We start from the raw sequence: 15,802 nt of genomic DNA, 5'->3' as shown, positions 1-15,802 counted from the left end.
GGGCGCCGGGGCGCCGTCGGGACGCGCCGGCCTCGGGACGCCCCCGTCTCGGGACGCGCCCGGCGTCGGGACGGCCGCGGGAACACCCTGGAGGGACCCCCGTACCCCCCGCGGGCGCCCCCGCGGCGCGTTCACGACCAGTCGCGGGGCGACCGGCCGCGCTTGGTCTCCGCGCGCTGCTTCTTCTGGCGGAGACGGCGTTCGTTGATCCCGCGCGGGATCTTCGTCGGGCGGCGGGGCTTCGGCGGCGGAGCCGTCGCCTCGGCCAGCAGGGACGCCAGCCGGACGGCCGCGGTCTCGCGGTTGCGCCACTGAGAGCGGTGCTCCGAAGCGCGTACGGTGATCACGCCGCCGACCAGCCGGTCTTCGAGCCGCTCCAGCGCCCGCTCCTTCCAGACCGGCGGCAGCGCCTCCGTACGCGCCAGGTCGAACCGCAGCTCCACCTTCGAGTCGCTGGTGTTGACGTGCTGCCCGCCCGGCCCCGACGACCGCGAGAAACGCCACATGAGTTCGGCCTCCGGCAGGGAGACCGAACCGCGGATGACATAGGGCCCGGACATGCCATCCATGGTCCCGTCCCGAGCGGTGTCCCGTCACCCGGTTTTCCGTTCGACTTCCCCTTCCGGCTTCCCCGTGCGGCTTCCCCTTCCGGCTTCCCCGTTCGGCTTCCCCGTGCGGCTTCCCCTTCCGGCTTCCCCTTCCGGCTTCCCCGTTCGGCGGCGGTTCGGCGCGGTTCGGGTGTGTCATGGAACCGGGGCGCCGTGTCGCGCGTTAAGTGCAGTGACGTCACGTCGTAAGCGACGCACGCACGCAGAACTATGAAGGGGACTCCATGGCTGTAAGCCTGTCCAAGGGCGGCAATGTCTCGCTGACCAAGGAGGCGCCGGGCCTGACCGCCGTCACTGTGGGCCTCGGCTGGGACGTCCGCACCACCACCGGCACGGACTTCGACCTCGACGCGTCCGCGATCGGCGTCGACGCCGCGGGCAAGGTGGCCTCCGACGCGCACTTCGTCTTCTTCAACAACAAGTCGACGCCGGACCAGACCATCGTCCACACCGGTGACAACCGCACCGGCGAGGGCGGCGGCGACGACGAGCAGATCAACGTCAACCTCGCGGGCCTCCCGGCCAACGTCGAGAAGATCGTCTTCCCGGTCTCCATCTACGACGCGGTCAACCGCTCGCAGAACTTCGGCCAGGTCCGCAACGCCTACATCCGGATCATCAACCAGGCCGGCGGCGCCGAGCTCGCCCGCTACGACCTGAGCGAGGACGCCGCCACCGAGACCGCCATGGTCTTCGGCGAGCTGTACCGCAACGGTGCCGAGTGGAAGTTCCGCGCGGTCGGCCAGGGCTACGCCTCCGGCCTGGAGGGCATCGCCCGCGACTTCGGCGTCAACATCTGACCTGCGCGCACATGTGGCGGCCCCGGCGGCGAAGTCCGCGCCGGGACCCTACTGTTGCCGCATGATCGTCGAACCGCTGGTGGCCGGCGAGGACGGTGCCCTGCCCGGTCCCCTCCTCACCGAGCTGACCGAGCTGTACGCGTCGAACCGGGAGTTCCAGCAGCTCAGCGGGGACTTCCCGGACCCCGGCGACATCCGGCCCGAGCAGGTCGCCGCCTCGCTCGCCGACGAGCTGGCCCACCCGGACGCCGAGGTGCTGCTGGCCCGTTCGGCGGGACACGTCATCGGCGTCTCGGTCACGCGGGCGCACCACCCGTCCGACCCCGACGACCCGGACCCGTGGATCGGGCTGCTGATGGTGCACGCCCGCGACCACCGCGCCGGCTTCGGCCGGGAGCTGGCCGAGATCATCGAGAAGCGGTTCCGCGAAGTGGGCCGGCGGGGCGTCAAGCTGGCCGTCCTGGAGAACAACGCGAACGCCCTCGCCTTCTGGTCCGCCCTCGGGTACGAGGAGATCGACCGCCGCCCCGACCACCGGTACGGCCGCGCCACCGTCGTCATGCGGAAGGGTCTGTAGGCCGCTCACGGCCGTACAGCCAGGCGTCCCACACCTCGTCGTCCAGGTCCTCGCCCGCCTCCTCCTCCACGTACCGCGTGAAGTCGTCCGTCGAGGCGTTGCCGTGCCGGTACGTCGCCGCCCAGCCGCGGAGGATGGCGAAGAAGGTGTCGTCGCCGACGGCCTGCCGGATCCTGTGCAGCACCATCGCGCCCCGCCCGTACACCGGCACCTCGGAGATGTCCGCGGCGCTCGGCGGCTCGGCGGGCGGGAAGGCCCAGTTGGCCCGGTCGGCGAAGGCCGCGTCGAAGTTCGCCCGCACCGGCATGCCGTGGAACTCCTCCGCGTACAGCCACTCGGCGTACCGGGCGAAGCTCTCGTTCAGCCACATGTCACGCCACGACTTCGGCGAGACGGAGTTGCCGTACCACTGGTGTGCCAGCTCGTGGACGAGGAACGACTCGTCGAAGGTGCCCGCGCCGAAGAACGGCCTGGTCTGCGTCTCCAGCGCGTAGCCGACGTCGACCGTCGGGTCGACGATCGCGCCGGTGGACGAGAAGGGGTACGGACCGAATTTCTCCGTCGCCCAGGCGAGCACCTTCGGGATACGGGCGAGCAGGGCGGGGTTGCCGCGCGCGGCGGTGTGGACGGGCAGCCCGGACGGCGTACGGGACGTCCTCGTCTCGTAGCGGCCGATCGCGACGGTCGCCAGGTAGCTCGCCATCGGCTCGGTGGACCGCCAGACGAAGGTGGTGCGGCCGGCGCGGGTGCGGCGCTCCCGCGGCTCGCCGTTCGACACCGCCCGCAAGCCCTCGGGGACGGTGACGGTGACCGCGTACGACGCCTTGTCGCTGGGGTGGTGGTTGCCGGGGAACCAGGCCATGGAACCGGTCGGCTGGCCGAGCGCGAGCGCCCCGTCGGCCGTCCGCACCCAGCCTTCCCGCCCGCCGTCGGCGTGGGTGAGGGTGCGGGGGGTGCCGGAGTAGCGGATGACGGTACGGAAGCCGGCGCGGGCGGCGATGCCCTCGGCGGGGCGCACGGTGAGCTCGTCGCCGTCGCGGTGGACGGCGGCGGGGCGGCCGTCGACGGTCGCGGCGTCGACCCTCAGCCCGGTGAGGTCGAGGTTGAAGGCGCTGAGGGCCTGGGTGGCACGGGCGGTGATGTCGGCGGTGCCTTTCAGACGCCCGGTGGCCGGTTCGTAGTCGAGCGTGAGGGCGTAGTGCCGGACGTCGTAGCCGCCGTTGCCCAGCCGGGGGAAGTACGGGTCGCGCAAACCCGCGGCGCCGGGTGTGCCGGTGCGCGTGACCTGCTCGGCGCCGTCGCCGCTGCCCTTGCCGCCGGCGCAGCCGGCGAGGAGGCCGCAGGCGAGCAGCAGGGCGGCGGCGGCCCGTACACCTTTGCGCAGGGGGCGGTGATCCACGCACCGATCCTACGGACCGGCACGCAGGAACCGGCGGTACGGACCGGCGCGTACGGACCCGCGTTACGGGCCGGCGCGCGTACCCGGCCGACAGGTAGGCGCGCGCGTACCGACCCCTCGCTACGGACCGGCGTACCGAGCCTCGCCACCCGCGCGTACCGGCCGGCGCGTACCGACCCACGTCTACCGGCCTGCGGAAGGGTCAGCGGCTACCGGCCGAGCGAGGCGACGCCCGCCTGCGCGTACGTCTCGTCGAGGTCGCCGCTGGGCGCGCCCGCCACGCCGATGCCCGCGATCGGGGCGCCGTCGGCGGCGACGGGTGCGCCGCCCGCGAGGAAGAGGGTGCCGGGGATGTCCTTCAGGTTCGGCGCGTTCTGGAGGCGCTTGGCGAGCTCGGACGTCGGGGCGTTCCAGGAGACGGCGGTGAACGCCTTGCGGACGGCCGAGTCGTACGACTGCGGGCCGGCGCCGTCGCCGCGCAGGGTCACCAGGGTGGTGCCGTTGCGGTCGACCACGGCGACCGTGACGCGCTGGTTGTCCTTCTCGGCGGCCTTGAGGGCGGCCTGGGCCGCCCTGGTGGCGGCGTCGACGGTGAGGTGCGTGGTGGTGCGGAGGTGGTGGTCGGAGGCGTCGGCGCTCCGAGCGGGGGCGGCGGCCGGCGCGGCGGCGGTGGCGGCGGTGGCCGACATCGCGCCGAAGGTGCCGGCGGACAGCGCGGCGGCGGCGACGGCACCGGTCAGGACACGGGCACGCAGCGACATCTTCTTCGTGTGCTTCATGGGGCTCTCCTCCAGGGGTTTCGGGGGTTCCGGTCGGCTCTTCGATCCTGGGCCCGTCACCGGGCCGTCCGGGTCAGCCGATCGGTTGATGCCGCGCCGCCCCGGCCGGGTGAGGATGGGTGCGTTCCGCAGCACGTACGAGGAGTGGTGGACGTGGAGCAGGACCCTGACGCCCGCTGGCTGGCCCGGGTGATGCACGCCGCGTTCTTCGCCCTGCTCGGCGCCTCCCTGGTGCGGTTCCTGCTGCGCCACCCGTGGGCGGAGCTCGGCCCGTGGGTCGTGGCGCTGTCGGCGGCGCTCGCCGTGCTGTACGCGGCGCCGGTGCCGCGCCGGCTGGTCTGGCTGTGCACCGTCGTCGCGGTGTGGGCGGTGCTCGTGGTGCTGGCGCCCAGTTTCGCGTGGTGCGCGGTGCCGCTGTTCTACACCGGCCTGCGTACGCTGCCGCCGCGCGCCGCGCTCGTCCTGGTCGCCCTGCTGACGGTGTTCGTCGTGGCCGCCCAGCTGAAGCTGGCCGACGGCGGCGTCGACCCGAATCTCCTGGTCGCACCGCCCGCCGTCGCGGCGATCGCCACCGCCGTGTTCGTCCACGCGCAGCGGCAGGCGGAACGGCTCGCCTCGACCGAGCGCCGCGAGGGCACGCTGGCCGAGCGGCAACGGCTGGCGATGGAGATCCACGACACCCTCGCGCAGGGCCTGTCCAGCCAGCAGATGCTGCTCCAGGCCGCCGACCGCACGTGGGACAGCGACCCGGTGACCGCCCGCCGCCATGTCCGTACGGCCGAGTCGATCGCCGAGCGCAGCCTCGCCGAGGCCCGCCGCTTCGTCCACGACCTGGCGCCCGCCGAGCTCGCGGGCGGGGCCGCCCTGGAGGACGCGCTGCGCGCCCTCGCCGCCCGCGAGTCGGCCGGCTTCCGCGTCGACGGCACCCCGGTCGCCCTCCCCGACCGGGTGCGCTCGGCGCTGCTGCGGATCGCGCAGGGCGCCCTGGCGAACGTACGCGAGCACGCGGACGCCGGCTCCACCGCGCTGACCCTCACCTACCTCGACGACCAGGTCGTCCTCGACATCGCGGACGACGGCCGCGGCTTCGACCCAGCCGCCCCGGCCCCGCCCGGCGACCGGGGTCACGGCCTATCCGCGATCCGGGCGCGCGCCCAGCAGCTGGGCGGCACCGTGACCATCGAGTCCGCGCCCGGCGAGGGCACGGTCCTGTCCGTCTCGATCCCCCTCTCGCCCCGCCTCTCGACCCGCCTGGAGCGCCACCGATGACCGTGCGGACCCTGATCTGCGACGACCACGCCGTCGTACGCGCCGGACTGCTCGCACTGCTCGGCAGCGCGCCCGGCATCGATGTCGTCGGCGAGGCGGGCAGCGGGGAGGAGGCGGTCGCCATGGCCGCCAAGCTGGCACCGGACGTGGTGCTGATGGACCTCCAGCTGGGCCCCGGCATCGACGGCGTCGAAGCGACCCGCCGTATCGCGTCACCGTCCGTCCGCGTCCTGGTCCTCACCACGTACGACACGGACGCCGACATCACCCGCGCCATGGACGCGGGCGCCACCGGCTACCTGCTGAAGGCCGAACGCCCCGAGGAGTTGTTCGCGGCCATCCACGCGGCGGCCCAGGGCCGCACGGCGCTCAGCCGCGTCGTACACCGCCACCGCGCCCCGGCCCTGACCGACCGCGAGCGGGACATCCTGGGCCAGCTGGCCCGCGGCCTCAGCAACCGGGAGATCGCCCGCGCGCTGTTCATCAGCGAGGCGACGGTCAAGACGCACCTGGGCCGCGTCTACGCCAAGCTGGGCGTCGACACGCGGGCGGGCGCGGTGGCGGTGGCGAAGGAGCAGCGGCTGCTGCCGTGACGGGCGGAAGGGCGCGGTGACGGCCGGAAGGCGCCGGGACGGTCAGAACGCGCCGGTGTCGAGATCGAACCCGAGCGGCTCGGGGAGGGGGACGACCTCGCCCAGCTTGTACGGCACCTTGGTGCCGTAGTCCTCACCGGCGGGGCCGGTGCAGACGACCGCCTGCTCGGTCTCGCGGTCGATGAGCAGGTACACGGGGATGCCGGCACGTGCGTAACCGCGGATCTTCTTGACGCGGTCGTTCCCGGCGGTCGAGCGCGAGGTGACCTCGGCGACCAGCAGCACGGGAGCGGGATCGTGGTACTCGGCCTGATCCGCGAAGCTGCCCTTGGGAGCCAGGACGATGTCCGGCTCGACCTTGCCGCTGACGGAGGCGCCGGGCAGGAAGAGCCCGATGCCGGTGTAGCGGCCAAGGTCCTTGCGGTGGTCCCGCACCTGGCCGGTGACCTCCGACACGATCTCTTCATGCTCGCCATCGGCAGGAGGCGTCACGTGGATCTCCCCTTCGATCAACTCCACGCGCCATCCCTGAGGGGCAGCCGCACTGAACATGTCGAAGGCTTCCTCCACGGACATGCCCGGGATCTGGTTCCTCGCCGACATGACGAGGGCCGGGTAGTCGACCGGCTCGTGCTCGGGGACAGGTAGTGCCACGGCGGGACCTCCTTCGATACGGAGCGACGCTCTCAGAGTAGGGCGCACCGCGCGGCCGGAACGGGGCATCGATCCCTCGTACGTGTGTACGCCCCGTCCGTCCGTGACACCATCGACCACGTGCTCGACATCGGCTACTCCCTCTCCCGCCGCTTCCCCGACCCGCCGCAGACGGACTACCGCCACGCGGACGTCCACGCCCTGCGCCACGACCTGTTCTGCGGGGACGTGTACCTCGCCGACACCAAGGCGGACCGCGAAGTGTCCACAGCCTGGGGATGGGTGCCGGTGCTCGACTTCGCGTGGGCGCTGTGCGACATCGTCGAGCAGCTCGACCGCGACCCGCGCGGAAGCCGGTCGGCGCAGCCGCAGTACGCCGAACTGGACTTCACCGAATCCTCCGACCGGATGCTGTTCGAGCGCCGCTTCGGCTGGGTGGACGTCGAGGCGGACTGGATGCCGGCCGACGAACCCCCGCTGACCTTCAGCCACGCGACGCTGCGCCGCGAGGCCCGCGACTTCCTGCACGACCTGATCGCGGACCTCACGGACATGCACGAGGGCCTGGCGGACAACCCCACGATCTGGACGCTCCAGTCCCGCTTCCCGCGCCTCCCCTGACGGAGCCCTGCCCTCACCCCGGACCCAACCCGCGCCCCGGTCCCGCCCGGTCCGCGCCGGTCCGCGCCGGTCCGCGCCGGTCCGCGCCGGTCCGCGCCGGTCCGCGCGGCGCGCAGCCGCAGCCGCAGCCGCAGCCGCAGGTGCGAACCCCCATCGGAACCTCCCCCGGCCGGGCCCAGGGCCGGAGACGCAGGTTCGGGGAGGGGCGAGGTGGGGAAACCCCGCCGTACCCCCCATCGATGTCACAGATCAGCGCCCCCATCTGTCTTCTCTCCGAGAGCCCACCGCAGAGGAGGCAGACACATGCCCGACCCGGCCCCGCGCACCCGCCCGCACCGGCACCCCCACCCCCGCGTCACCGTCATCGGCGGCGGCTTCGCCGGTCTCACCGCTGCCATCACCGCCGCCGAGTCCGGCGCCCTCGTCACCCTCCACGAGGCGCACGGCACCCTCGGCGGCCGGGCCCGCACCGCCGAAGGGCCGTACCGGACCAACGAGGGCCCGCACGCCCTCTACTCCCGCGGCCCCCACTGGGCCTGGCTCACGCAGCGCGACCTGCTCGGGCCGCTCGCGGCCGTACCCGCCCGCGAAGGCGCCCGGTTCCGCTTCCACCGCCACGGCAAGCTGCGCCGCACCCCGCCCCTGGCGATGCTCCGCCTGGCACGCAGGGCACCCGAGCAGGCCCCCGTGGACATGGATTTCACGACCTGGGCCACCGGCATCGCCGGGCCCGAAGCCGCCCGCGCCGCCGCCCACTACGCGGCCGTCGCGCTCTTCCACCACGACCCCGGCTCCCTCTCGGCCCGTTTCGTCCAGGAGCGGCTGCACAGGGCGACCGCCCTGCCGCCCGAGGCGCACTACCCGCGCGGCGGCTGGGGCGAGGTCATCGACCGGATGGCCGCCCGCGCCTGGGACCTGGGCGTACGCATCGAGACGTCGGCCCGCGTCGACGCCCTCCCCGAGAACCGCCCCGTCATCGTCGCCACATCACTCGACGCGGCCCGCCGCCTCCTCCGGGACGCGTCCCTCACCTGGCCCAGCGGCCGTACCGTCCTGCTCGACCTGGCCCTGCGCGCGGACCGGCGCAGCGACCCGTTCGTCGTCTCCGACCTCGACGCCCCGGGCTGGCTGGAGCGCTTCACCGCGCAGGACCCCTCCCTCGCCCCGGCGGGCCAGCACCTGCTCCAGGGCCAGTTCCCGATCGCCCCGCGCACACCGAAGGCGGACGGCGTCGCGCACGCCGAGCGCATCCTCGACGCGGGCTTCCACGACTGGCGCGCACGCACCGTCCGGCGGCGCGAGGCCATCGCGAACGGCCGTACGGGCGCGGTCGACCACCCCGGTACCACCTGGCGCGACCGCCCGGCCATCGACCGCGGCGACGGGGTCCTCCTGGCGGGCGACCAGGTCGCGGCGCCCGGCGTGCTCGCCGAAGTCGCGTTCAACAGCGCCATCACGGCGGCGACCCTCGCCGTAAGGGCCGTGGGAGCCCTCAGGGCCGTAAAGGGCGCCGGGGCCGCCCGCCCTTGACCTCAAGCGCACTGGAGGTTGAACGCTTGAGCCGACGCCAACGCGGACGCGGACGCGCGCCCCATCGCGGACGCGCGCCCCGTCGCGAACACGCACGGCGACGCGGACCCCGACCCGAGCAGCCAACGCCACGGAGAGCCCCATGCACGCCATCCGCCTCCACACCTTCGGCCCCGCCGAGAACCTCCGCCACGAGGAGACCGACGACCCCGTCCCCGCCCCCGGCCAGGTCCGGATCGCCGTCACCGCGGTCGGCGTGCACGTCCTCGACACCGCCCTGCGCCGGGGCGAGCGCGGGCCGTTCCCCGCCCCCGCCGAACTGCCCACCATCCCCGGCCGCGAGGTCGCCGGCACCGTGGACCGGCTCGGTGAAGGCACGGACCCCGCCTGGCTCGGCAAGCGGGTCGTCGCGCACCTCGGCATGGCGCCCGGAGGGTACGCGGAGCTCGCCGTCGCCGACGCCGCCAGGCTCCATGAGATACCGCCCGCCCTCGACGACGCCGGAGCGGTCGCCATGATCGGTACGGGCCGCACCACCTTGGGCATCCTGCGGTTCACCGACCTGGGACCGGACAGCGTCGCCGTGGTCACCGCGGCCGCCGGGGGCATCGGCACACTGCTCGTCCAGTACGCCAAGAACGCCGGCGCCACCGTCATCGGTCTGGCGGGCGGCCCCCGGAAGGTCGCCCGCGTCGAGCGGAACGGCGCGGACCTCGCCGTCGACTACACGCTTCCCACCTGGCCGCGGCAGGTCCGCGCGTACCTCCGCGACAGAACGGCGACCGTCGTCTTCGACTCCGTCGGCGGGGACACCGCCCGCGCCGCCGTCGACCTCCTCGGCAAGGGCGGGCAGCACCTCGTGTACGGCTGGGCCGGCGCGAGCGGCCCGCACGACGGGGAGCCGCTCACGTACACCGACGAGGAGCTCGCCGCACGCTCCATCACCTCGGAGTCCGTCCTCGGCCCGGCGATGCTCCGGAAGGCCGGGGACCTCCGCACCCTGGAGCTGCGCTCCCTGGCCGAGGCCGCCGCCGGCCGCCTCCGCCCCGCCGTCCAGCGCTTCCCGCTCGCCGAAGCGGCGGCGGCCCACCGGGCCCTGGAGACGAGGGCCACGATGGGCAAGGTCGTCCTCGTACCGTAGACCCGCCGAGCTAGGAACCCAGCTTCGCCAACGCCTCGTCGGTCAACCGGTACACGGTCCACTCGTCCTGCGGACGGGCACCCAGCGACCTGTAGAAGTCGATCGACGGGGTGTTCCAGTCCAGCACGGCCCACTCCAGCCGCTCGTACCCCCGCGCCACACAGATCCGCGCCAACTCCCGCAACAGCGCCTTCCCGTGGCCGCCGCCGCGCGCCCCGGGCCGGACGTACAGGTCCTCCAGGTAGATGCCGTGCACGCCGCGCCACGTCGAGAAGTTGAGGAACCACAGCGCGAAGCCGACGACCTCGCCGTCCTCCGTCTCCGCGATGTGCGCGTACGCCGCCGGCCGCTCACCGAACAGCGCCTCGCGCACCTGCTCCTCACTCGCCCGCACCTCGTCCAGCGCCTTCTCGTACTCGGCGAGCTCACGGATCATCGCGTAAAGGACAGGGACGTCGTCGACCACAGCTGTACGAATCATGGCCGCAGCCTAAGCACATCCCCGGCCGGCCCGGCACGCCCCCTACCGCCGCGGCGAGGACCGCCCCAGCAACATCCTTCCCACGGCCGCCCGGTCCTCCTCCAGTACGGTCCCCCCGTCCTCCACGTGCCACAGGGAGTCCTGGAGCACCCGCCCCAGCGTCCACGCCGTGGCCCGGTCGCGATCCAGCCCCAGCACCTCCGTCATCAGATCGAAGCGCCACAGGACGTCATCCGGGTCGAACCGGTTGAAGAGCGACGGCAGCAGCTCGAACCCGGGATCACCGGCCAGCGGCTTCGGGTCGATCGCCAGCCACGGCTCACGCCCGGCGGCCAGCACGTTGTCGAAATGCAGGTCCCAGTGGAGCAGCCGGTCCCCCGGCTCACCCGCCACCTCCCGTACCGCCGCCGCGCAGTCCCGCAGCAGCCGCCGGTCCTCCTCCCGCGCCAGCTCCCCCACCGCGTCCGGTACGTCCTCCAGCATCCTCGCCGCGATGTCGCCCAGGCTCCGCATCCCGGCCGGCGCCTCCACCGCCACCAGCCGCGCCATCAGCTCCGCCAGAATCCGCGTCGCCTCCCGCGCGTCCTCCACGTCCGACAGGGACCGCACCCGGCCCCCGAACCCCTCAGCCGCGGAGCCGGGCCCCTCGGAGCCGGACTCCTCATCGGCGGAGGCGGCACCATCCAGCCACTCCAGCAACAGGGTGCCCGTACTGGAATCCTCCCGCAGCAGCCGAACGGCCCCCTGCCCACGCCACGCCCGCAGCGCCGCGCCCTCCCCCTCGCTCTCCTCGTCCAGCAGCTGCAACTTCAGAGCCGCACGCGTCCCGTCCCCCGCCACCACCGGCAGCACCAGCGCGGACCACCCGTGCATCACCGGCCCCGTCCACCGCAGTCCCCACTCCTCCAGAAACCGCTCGGCCCGCCCGGGAAGCGCGGCGATGAAGGCCCGCCCCTCCTCACCATTGACCTCGCTCTGAATCCGCGCCAGCTCAGCAGGTACCTCGATCACTCCACACCCCGTCCATCCAGTAACGTCCCGCCACACGCGTCCGCACCCACCCGAAGCAGCCGAGGAACCACATGAGCACCGTCAACGGCGGCATATCGTTCTGGTACGCCCAGGAGGGCACCCCCGCGCCCCGCGAACCCCTCCCCGGCGACACCACGGCCGACGTCTGCATCGTCGGCGGCGGCTACACCGGCCTGTGGACCGCGTACTACCTCAAGAAGGCCGTCCCCTTCCTCAACATCATCGTCCTCGAAGGGAAGTTCTGCGGATACGGCGCTTCCGGCCGCAACGGCGGCTGGCTCTACAACGGCATCGCCGGCCGCGCCCGGTACGCCAAGCGCCACGGCCACGAAGCCGCCGTCCGCCTCCAACAGGCGATGAACGCCACCGTCGCCGAGGTCATCGAGGTCGCCGCCGAGGAGAACATCGACGCCGACATCCACCAGGGCGGCGTCCTGGAAGTCGCCTTCACACCCGCACAACTGGCCCGCCTCAAGGACTTCCACACCGTCGAGGTCGCCTTCGGCGAAACCGACCGCCAACTCCTCGGCGCCCGCGCCACCGCCGACCGCGTCCGCGTCACCGGCGCCGTCGGCTCCACCTGGACCCCCCACGGCGCCCGCGTCCACCCCGTCAAACTGGTCAAGGGCCTCGCGGCCGCCGTCGAGGCCCTCGGCGTCACCATCCACGAATCGACACCCGTCACCGAGATCCGCCCCAAACACGCCGTCACCCCGTACGGCACGGTCCGCGCCCCCTACATCCTGCGCTGCACCGAAGGCTTCACCGCCACCGTCAAGGGCCACAAGCGCACCTGGCTCCCCATGAACTCCTCCATGATCGCCACCGAGCCGCTCCCCCGGGCCTTCTGGGACGACATCGGCTGGACCGGCCGCGAAACCCTCGGCGACATGGCCCACGCCTACATGTACGCCCAGCGCACCGCCGACGACCGCATCGCCCTCGGCGGCCGCGGCATCCCCTACCGCTACGGCTCACGCACCGACAACGACGGCCGCACCCAGCCCGCCACCATCGACGCCCTGCGCGACATCCTGATCCGCCTCTTCCCCACCCTCGCCGGCGCCCGCGTCGCCCACGCCTGGTCCGGCGTCCTCGGCGTCCCCCGCGACTGGTGCGCCACCGTGACCCTCGACCGCTCCACCGGCCTCGGCTGGGCCGGCGGCTACGTCGGCTCCGGCGTCGCCACCGCCAACCTCGCGGCCCGCACCCTGCGCGACCTGATCCAGCAGGACTCCGGCCAGTCGGGCCCCACGGAACTGACCACCCTCCCCTGGGTCAACCACAAGGTCCGCCCCTGGGAACCGGAACCCCTCCGCTGGCTCGGCGTCCACACCCTCTACACCGCCTACCGCGCGGCGGACCGCCAGGAGGCCACGACCCACACCCCGACGACCCCCCGCGTCGCCACCCTCGCCGACCGCGTCTCCGGCCGGCACTGACACCCGCGCCACCCACCACAAAGGCCCCGGACGCATCGTCCGGGGCCTTGCCCATGGAGCCCCCTGTCGGGTTCGAACCGACGACCCCCGCTTTACAAGAGCGGTGCTCTGGCCAGCTGAGCTAAGGAGGCACTGCGCACGAGTGTAACCGGATGTCCTTGTCCGTCGCCTCGGTAATTGGCCGTCCTGGAAGTACTGACAGACGTCATCGCGCCGGGTAGCGTCACCCGGAGTTCACTCGCGTGGACCAGACCGATCTCTCCCTCTACTCGGATCGTCCGGCACGTTCCTGCCGGTGAAGGGACCGCATCACCATGGCTTCTGTCACGTTCGACAAGGCGACCCGGCTCTACCCGGGGTCCACCAAGCCCGCCGTCGACCAGCTGGAGATCGACATCGCGGACGGGGAGTTCCTCGTCCTCGTCGGCCCGTCCGGCTGCGGCAAGTCCACCTCCCTGCGCATGCTCGCCGGGCTCGAGGACGTCAACGGCGGTGCCATCCGCATCGGTGACCGGGACGTCACCCACCTGCCGCCCAAGGACCGGGACATCGCCATGGTGTTCCAGAACTACGCGCTGTACCCGCACATGACCGTCGCCGACAACATGGGCTTCGCCCTCAAGATCGCCGGCGTCAACAAGGCGGAGATCCGCAAGAAGGTCGAGGAGGCCGCGAAGATCCTCGACCTGACCGAGTACCTGGACCGCAAGCCGAAGGCGCTCTCCGGCGGTCAGCGTCAGCGAGTAGCGATGGGCCGTGCCATCGTGCGCGAGCCGCAGGTGTTCCTCATGGACGAGCCGCTGTCGAACCTCGACGCGAAGCTGCGCGTGTCGACGCGTACGCAGATCGCGAGCCTCCAGCGCCGCCTCGGGATCACCACGGTGTACGTCACGCACGACCAGGTCGAGGCGCTGACCATGGGTGACCGTGTCGCGGTCCTCAAGGACGGTCTGCTCCAGCAGATCGACACGCCGCGCAACATGTACGACCGGCCGGCGAACCTCTTCGTCGCCGGGTTCATCGGCTCCCCCGCCATGAACCTGGTCGAGGTGCCGATCACCGACGGTGGCGTGAAGTTCGGCAACAGCGTCGTCCCGGTGTCGCGCGAGGCGCTGACCGCCGCGTCCGACCGGGGTGACAAGACGGTGACGGTCGGTGTCCGCCCCGAGCACTTCGACGTCTCGGGCGCCGAGAGCGACGAGGGTGTCGCCGTCCAGGTCAACGTCGTCGAGGAGCTCGGCGCCGACGGCTACGTGTACGGCTCGGCGCGTGTGGGCGGCCAGGACAACAAGGACCTGGTGGTCCGCGTCGGCGGCCGGTCCATCCCGGAGAAGGGCTCCACGCTCCACGTCGTTCCGCGGTCGAACGAGATCCACGTGTTCTCGACGTCGACGGGCGAGCGCCTCAGCGACTGATCGCGTAAAACTCGTACACGGCCCCGCACTTCGGTGCGGGGCCATGCCCGTTTCGTGATCATGAATGTCGACAAATACCCCGGCACACCGGTCAATTCGGACCTTGTTCGTCAACACCCGATTCGAAAAGGAGCATCGAACCATCCCTCAGGAGGGTGACTCAATGTCTCCAAATCATCACTGGCCGCTACGCTCACGTCCGTGACCCACACAGCACGCCGAATCGGCCGCACTCTCGCCCTCGTCCTGCCCGTCGTCCTGGTGCTCTCCGGAACTCTCGCGGTCACCAGTGTCCCGTGGGCCGGCAGCCGCTCCGAGACCCAGATGCTCACCGCGTCCTCGGAGAACGTCTCGGTACGGGCCAAGCCCCGCGCACCGCAGGATATTCTGCGCGACCGCCTCCTCGCACAACTGCAGGAGGAGAACCCCGGTGTCGCGCTCACGAGCCTGCAGCGCGCGGTGGAGGAGCGCCCGTCGCTCGCCCGGCACTGCATGTCGCTCGCCCGCGCCCTGGGCCGCGCCGCCGTCCAGCACTACGGCCCCGTACGCGCCCAGTCGTACTCGCGGCCCGTCTGCGACACGTCCTACGCCTCCGGCGTCGCGCACGAGAGCTGAGGCAGCCTGTCGAGGCATGCACACCTCTCCGACGCAGGCCGTGATCCTGGCAGGCGGCCAGGGTTCGCGCCTGCGGCCGTACACCGATGACCGCCCCAAGCCGATGGTCGAGATCCCGGGAACCGGGACCCCGATCATCGGCCATCAACTTTCCTGGCTGGCCGCGGAGGGCGTCACGGACGCCGTCATCTCCTGCGGCCATCTCGCGTCCGTGCTCCAGCGCTGGCTGGACTCCGCCGAACTGCCCTTGCGGGTCACCACCGTTGTCGAGCCCGAACCGCTGGGCCGGGGCGGCGGCCTGAAGTACGCGGCGGCGCGCCTGCCCCACCCCGAGGAGCCGTGGTACGCCTCCAACGGCGACATCTGGACGCGTTTCTCGCTGCGTGAGATGGCCGCGTTCCACGCCGAACGGGACGCCACCGCGACGCTGGCGCTGGCCCGGCCCCGTATCCCGTGGGGCGCCGTCGAGACGGACACCTTCGGCCACATCACCGACTTCATCGAGTCGCCGCCGTCCCCGTACCTCATCAACGCGGGCGTGTACGTCTTCTCCCCCGCCTTCACAAGCGCGTTGCCCGACCGGGGCGACCACGAGCGCACCACCTTCCCCCGGCTGGCGCGTGAGCGCCTCCTGGCGGGCTTCCCGCTGCCGCAGGGGGCGTACTGGCGGGCCATCGACACGGCCAAGGACCTCGCCGAGGCCGCGAAGGAGCTTGGCGCGCACGGTTCCTGAGCGGGCATCGGAAGGGGCGGTCACCGTGCCGGCACGGTTGCCCCCCCGGGGTGGTGGGGAGCCGTTGCGGTCAACGCGATCGTAGAGGTCAATAACACAAAAGTAAACCCCAG

17 protein-coding genes and 1 tRNA gene are annotated in these 15,802 nt (G+C 72.5%); 11 read left to right on the top strand and 7 right to left on the bottom strand.

Annotation, left to right across the window (positions count from 1 at the left end; all coding sequences use genetic code 11):
- Positions 1-131: 131 nt before the first annotated feature.
- Positions 132-569, bottom strand: a complete 438-nt coding sequence (arfB, locus tag ABZZ38_RS29560) for an alternative ribosome rescue aminoacyl-tRNA hydrolase ArfB (RefSeq protein ID WP_356745471.1) — start codon at positions 567-569, stop codon at positions 132-134.
- A 263-nt stretch (positions 570-832) separates the two neighbouring features.
- Here arfB and ABZZ38_RS29555 point away from each other — a divergent pair, with 263 nt between their 5' ends.
- Together ABZZ38_RS29555 and ABZZ38_RS29550 are read left to right on the top strand one after the other, a co-directional pair.
- Positions 833-1,408, top strand: coding sequence for a TerD family protein (locus ABZZ38_RS29555; protein WP_356745469.1), 576 nt, complete (start codon positions 833-835; stop codon positions 1,406-1,408).
- Between the two features lie 61 nt (positions 1,409-1,469).
- The gene (locus tag ABZZ38_RS29550; protein WP_356745467.1) at positions 1,470-1,985 is read left to right on the top strand and encodes a GNAT family N-acetyltransferase; all 516 of its coding nucleotides are present in this window, start codon (positions 1,470-1,472) and stop codon (positions 1,983-1,985) included.
- Here the strand turns inward: ABZZ38_RS29550 and ABZZ38_RS29545 are convergent.
- Together ABZZ38_RS29545 and ABZZ38_RS29540 are read right to left on the bottom strand one after the other, a co-directional pair.
- Entirely contained in the window at positions 1,966-3,384 is a 1,419-nt protein-coding gene (locus ABZZ38_RS29545; protein ID WP_356745465.1) for a M1 family metallopeptidase, read from the bottom strand. The genes ABZZ38_RS29550 and ABZZ38_RS29545 overlap by 20 nt on opposite strands.
- A 209-nt stretch (positions 3,385-3,593) precedes the next feature.
- A complete protein-coding gene (locus tag ABZZ38_RS29540) occupies positions 3,594-4,163 on the bottom strand; it encodes a heme-binding protein (RefSeq protein WP_356745463.1) in 570 nt (189 codons plus the stop codon).
- A gap of 192 nt (positions 4,164-4,355) precedes the next feature.
- Here ABZZ38_RS29540 and ABZZ38_RS29535 point away from each other — a divergent pair, with 192 nt between their 5' ends.
- Entirely contained in the window at positions 4,356-5,432 is a 1,077-nt protein-coding gene (locus tag ABZZ38_RS29535; RefSeq protein WP_356745477.1) for a sensor histidine kinase, read from the top strand.
- Positions 5,429-6,025, top strand: a complete 597-nt coding sequence (locus tag ABZZ38_RS29530) for a response regulator transcription factor (RefSeq protein ID WP_356745461.1) — start codon at positions 5,429-5,431, stop codon at positions 6,023-6,025. Before ABZZ38_RS29535 ends, ABZZ38_RS29530 begins: the two co-directional genes overlap by 4 nt.
- Positions 6,026-6,067: 42 nt before the next feature.
- Here ABZZ38_RS29530 and ABZZ38_RS29525 read toward each other — a convergent pair whose 3' ends face one another.
- A complete protein-coding gene (locus ABZZ38_RS29525; protein WP_356745475.1) occupies positions 6,068-6,628 on the bottom strand; it encodes a Uma2 family endonuclease in 561 nt (186 codons plus the stop codon).
- Between the two features lie 171 nt (positions 6,629-6,799).
- Between ABZZ38_RS29525 and ABZZ38_RS29520 the strand changes: the two genes are divergently transcribed.
- The 3 genes from ABZZ38_RS29520 (at position 6,800) to ABZZ38_RS29510 (ending at position 9,971) form a co-directional block, all read left to right on the top strand.
- A complete protein-coding gene (locus ABZZ38_RS29520) occupies positions 6,800-7,300 on the top strand; it encodes a hypothetical protein (protein WP_356745473.1) in 501 nt (166 codons plus the stop codon).
- Positions 7,301-7,603: 303 nt separating this feature from the next.
- Positions 7,604-8,830 (top strand): FAD-dependent oxidoreductase, encoded by a 1,227-nt coding sequence (locus ABZZ38_RS29515; RefSeq protein ID WP_356745459.1) that lies wholly within the window; start codon positions 7,604-7,606, stop codon positions 8,828-8,830.
- Between the two features lie 142 nt (positions 8,831-8,972).
- Complete coding sequence (locus tag ABZZ38_RS29510) at positions 8,973-9,971, top strand: zinc-binding dehydrogenase (RefSeq protein WP_356745457.1); 999 nt, start codon at positions 8,973-8,975, stop codon at positions 9,969-9,971.
- Positions 9,972-9,981: 10 nt separating this feature from the next.
- Here the strand turns inward: ABZZ38_RS29510 and ABZZ38_RS29505 are convergent, their stop codons facing one another.
- Positions 9,982-10,452 carry a GNAT family N-acetyltransferase gene (locus tag ABZZ38_RS29505; RefSeq protein ID WP_356745455.1) on the bottom strand — a complete coding sequence of 157 codons (471 nt, stop codon included), beginning with the start codon at positions 10,450-10,452 and terminating at the stop codon, positions 9,982-9,984.
- Between the two features lie 42 nt (positions 10,453-10,494).
- Complete coding sequence (locus ABZZ38_RS29500; RefSeq protein WP_356745453.1) at positions 10,495-11,463, bottom strand: aminoglycoside phosphotransferase family protein; 969 nt, start codon at positions 11,461-11,463, stop codon at positions 10,495-10,497.
- Positions 11,464-11,534: 71 nt separating this feature from the next.
- On the opposite strand from ABZZ38_RS29500, the gene ABZZ38_RS29495 reads away from it, so the two are divergent.
- A complete protein-coding gene (locus tag ABZZ38_RS29495) occupies positions 11,535-12,926 on the top strand; it encodes an FAD-dependent oxidoreductase (protein WP_356745452.1) in 1,392 nt (463 codons plus the stop codon).
- A gap of 54 nt (positions 12,927-12,980) precedes the next feature.
- Here ABZZ38_RS29495 and ABZZ38_RS29490 read toward each other — a convergent pair.
- Positions 12,981-13,057: transfer RNA gene (locus ABZZ38_RS29490), tRNA-Thr, on the bottom strand.
- 183 nt (positions 13,058-13,240) lie between these two features.
- Between ABZZ38_RS29490 and ugpC the strand changes: the two genes are divergently transcribed.
- From ugpC to ABZZ38_RS29475, 3 genes are all read left to right on the top strand, one after another.
- The gene (gene ugpC / locus ABZZ38_RS29485; RefSeq protein ID WP_356745450.1) at positions 13,241-14,341 is read left to right on the top strand and encodes a sn-glycerol-3-phosphate ABC transporter ATP-binding protein UgpC; all 1,101 of its coding nucleotides are present in this window, start codon (positions 13,241-13,243) and stop codon (positions 14,339-14,341) included.
- A 201-nt stretch (positions 14,342-14,542) separates the two neighbouring features.
- Complete coding sequence (locus tag ABZZ38_RS29480; RefSeq protein ID WP_356745448.1) at positions 14,543-14,956, top strand: hypothetical protein; 414 nt, start codon at positions 14,543-14,545, stop codon at positions 14,954-14,956.
- A 16-nt stretch (positions 14,957-14,972) separates the two neighbouring features.
- Positions 14,973-15,689 (top strand): nucleotidyltransferase family protein, encoded by a 717-nt coding sequence (locus ABZZ38_RS29475; protein ID WP_356745446.1) that lies wholly within the window; start codon positions 14,973-14,975, stop codon positions 15,687-15,689.
- Positions 15,690-15,802 lie beyond the last annotated feature (113 nt).

This window comes from Streptomyces sp. NPDC006368, assembly GCF_040612535.1.
Classification (GTDB): domain Bacteria; phylum Actinomycetota; class Actinomycetes; order Streptomycetales; family Streptomycetaceae; genus Streptomyces.
Note: the sequence above shows the minus strand (reverse complement) of the source record. Positions and strands in the feature narration are given on the sequence as shown.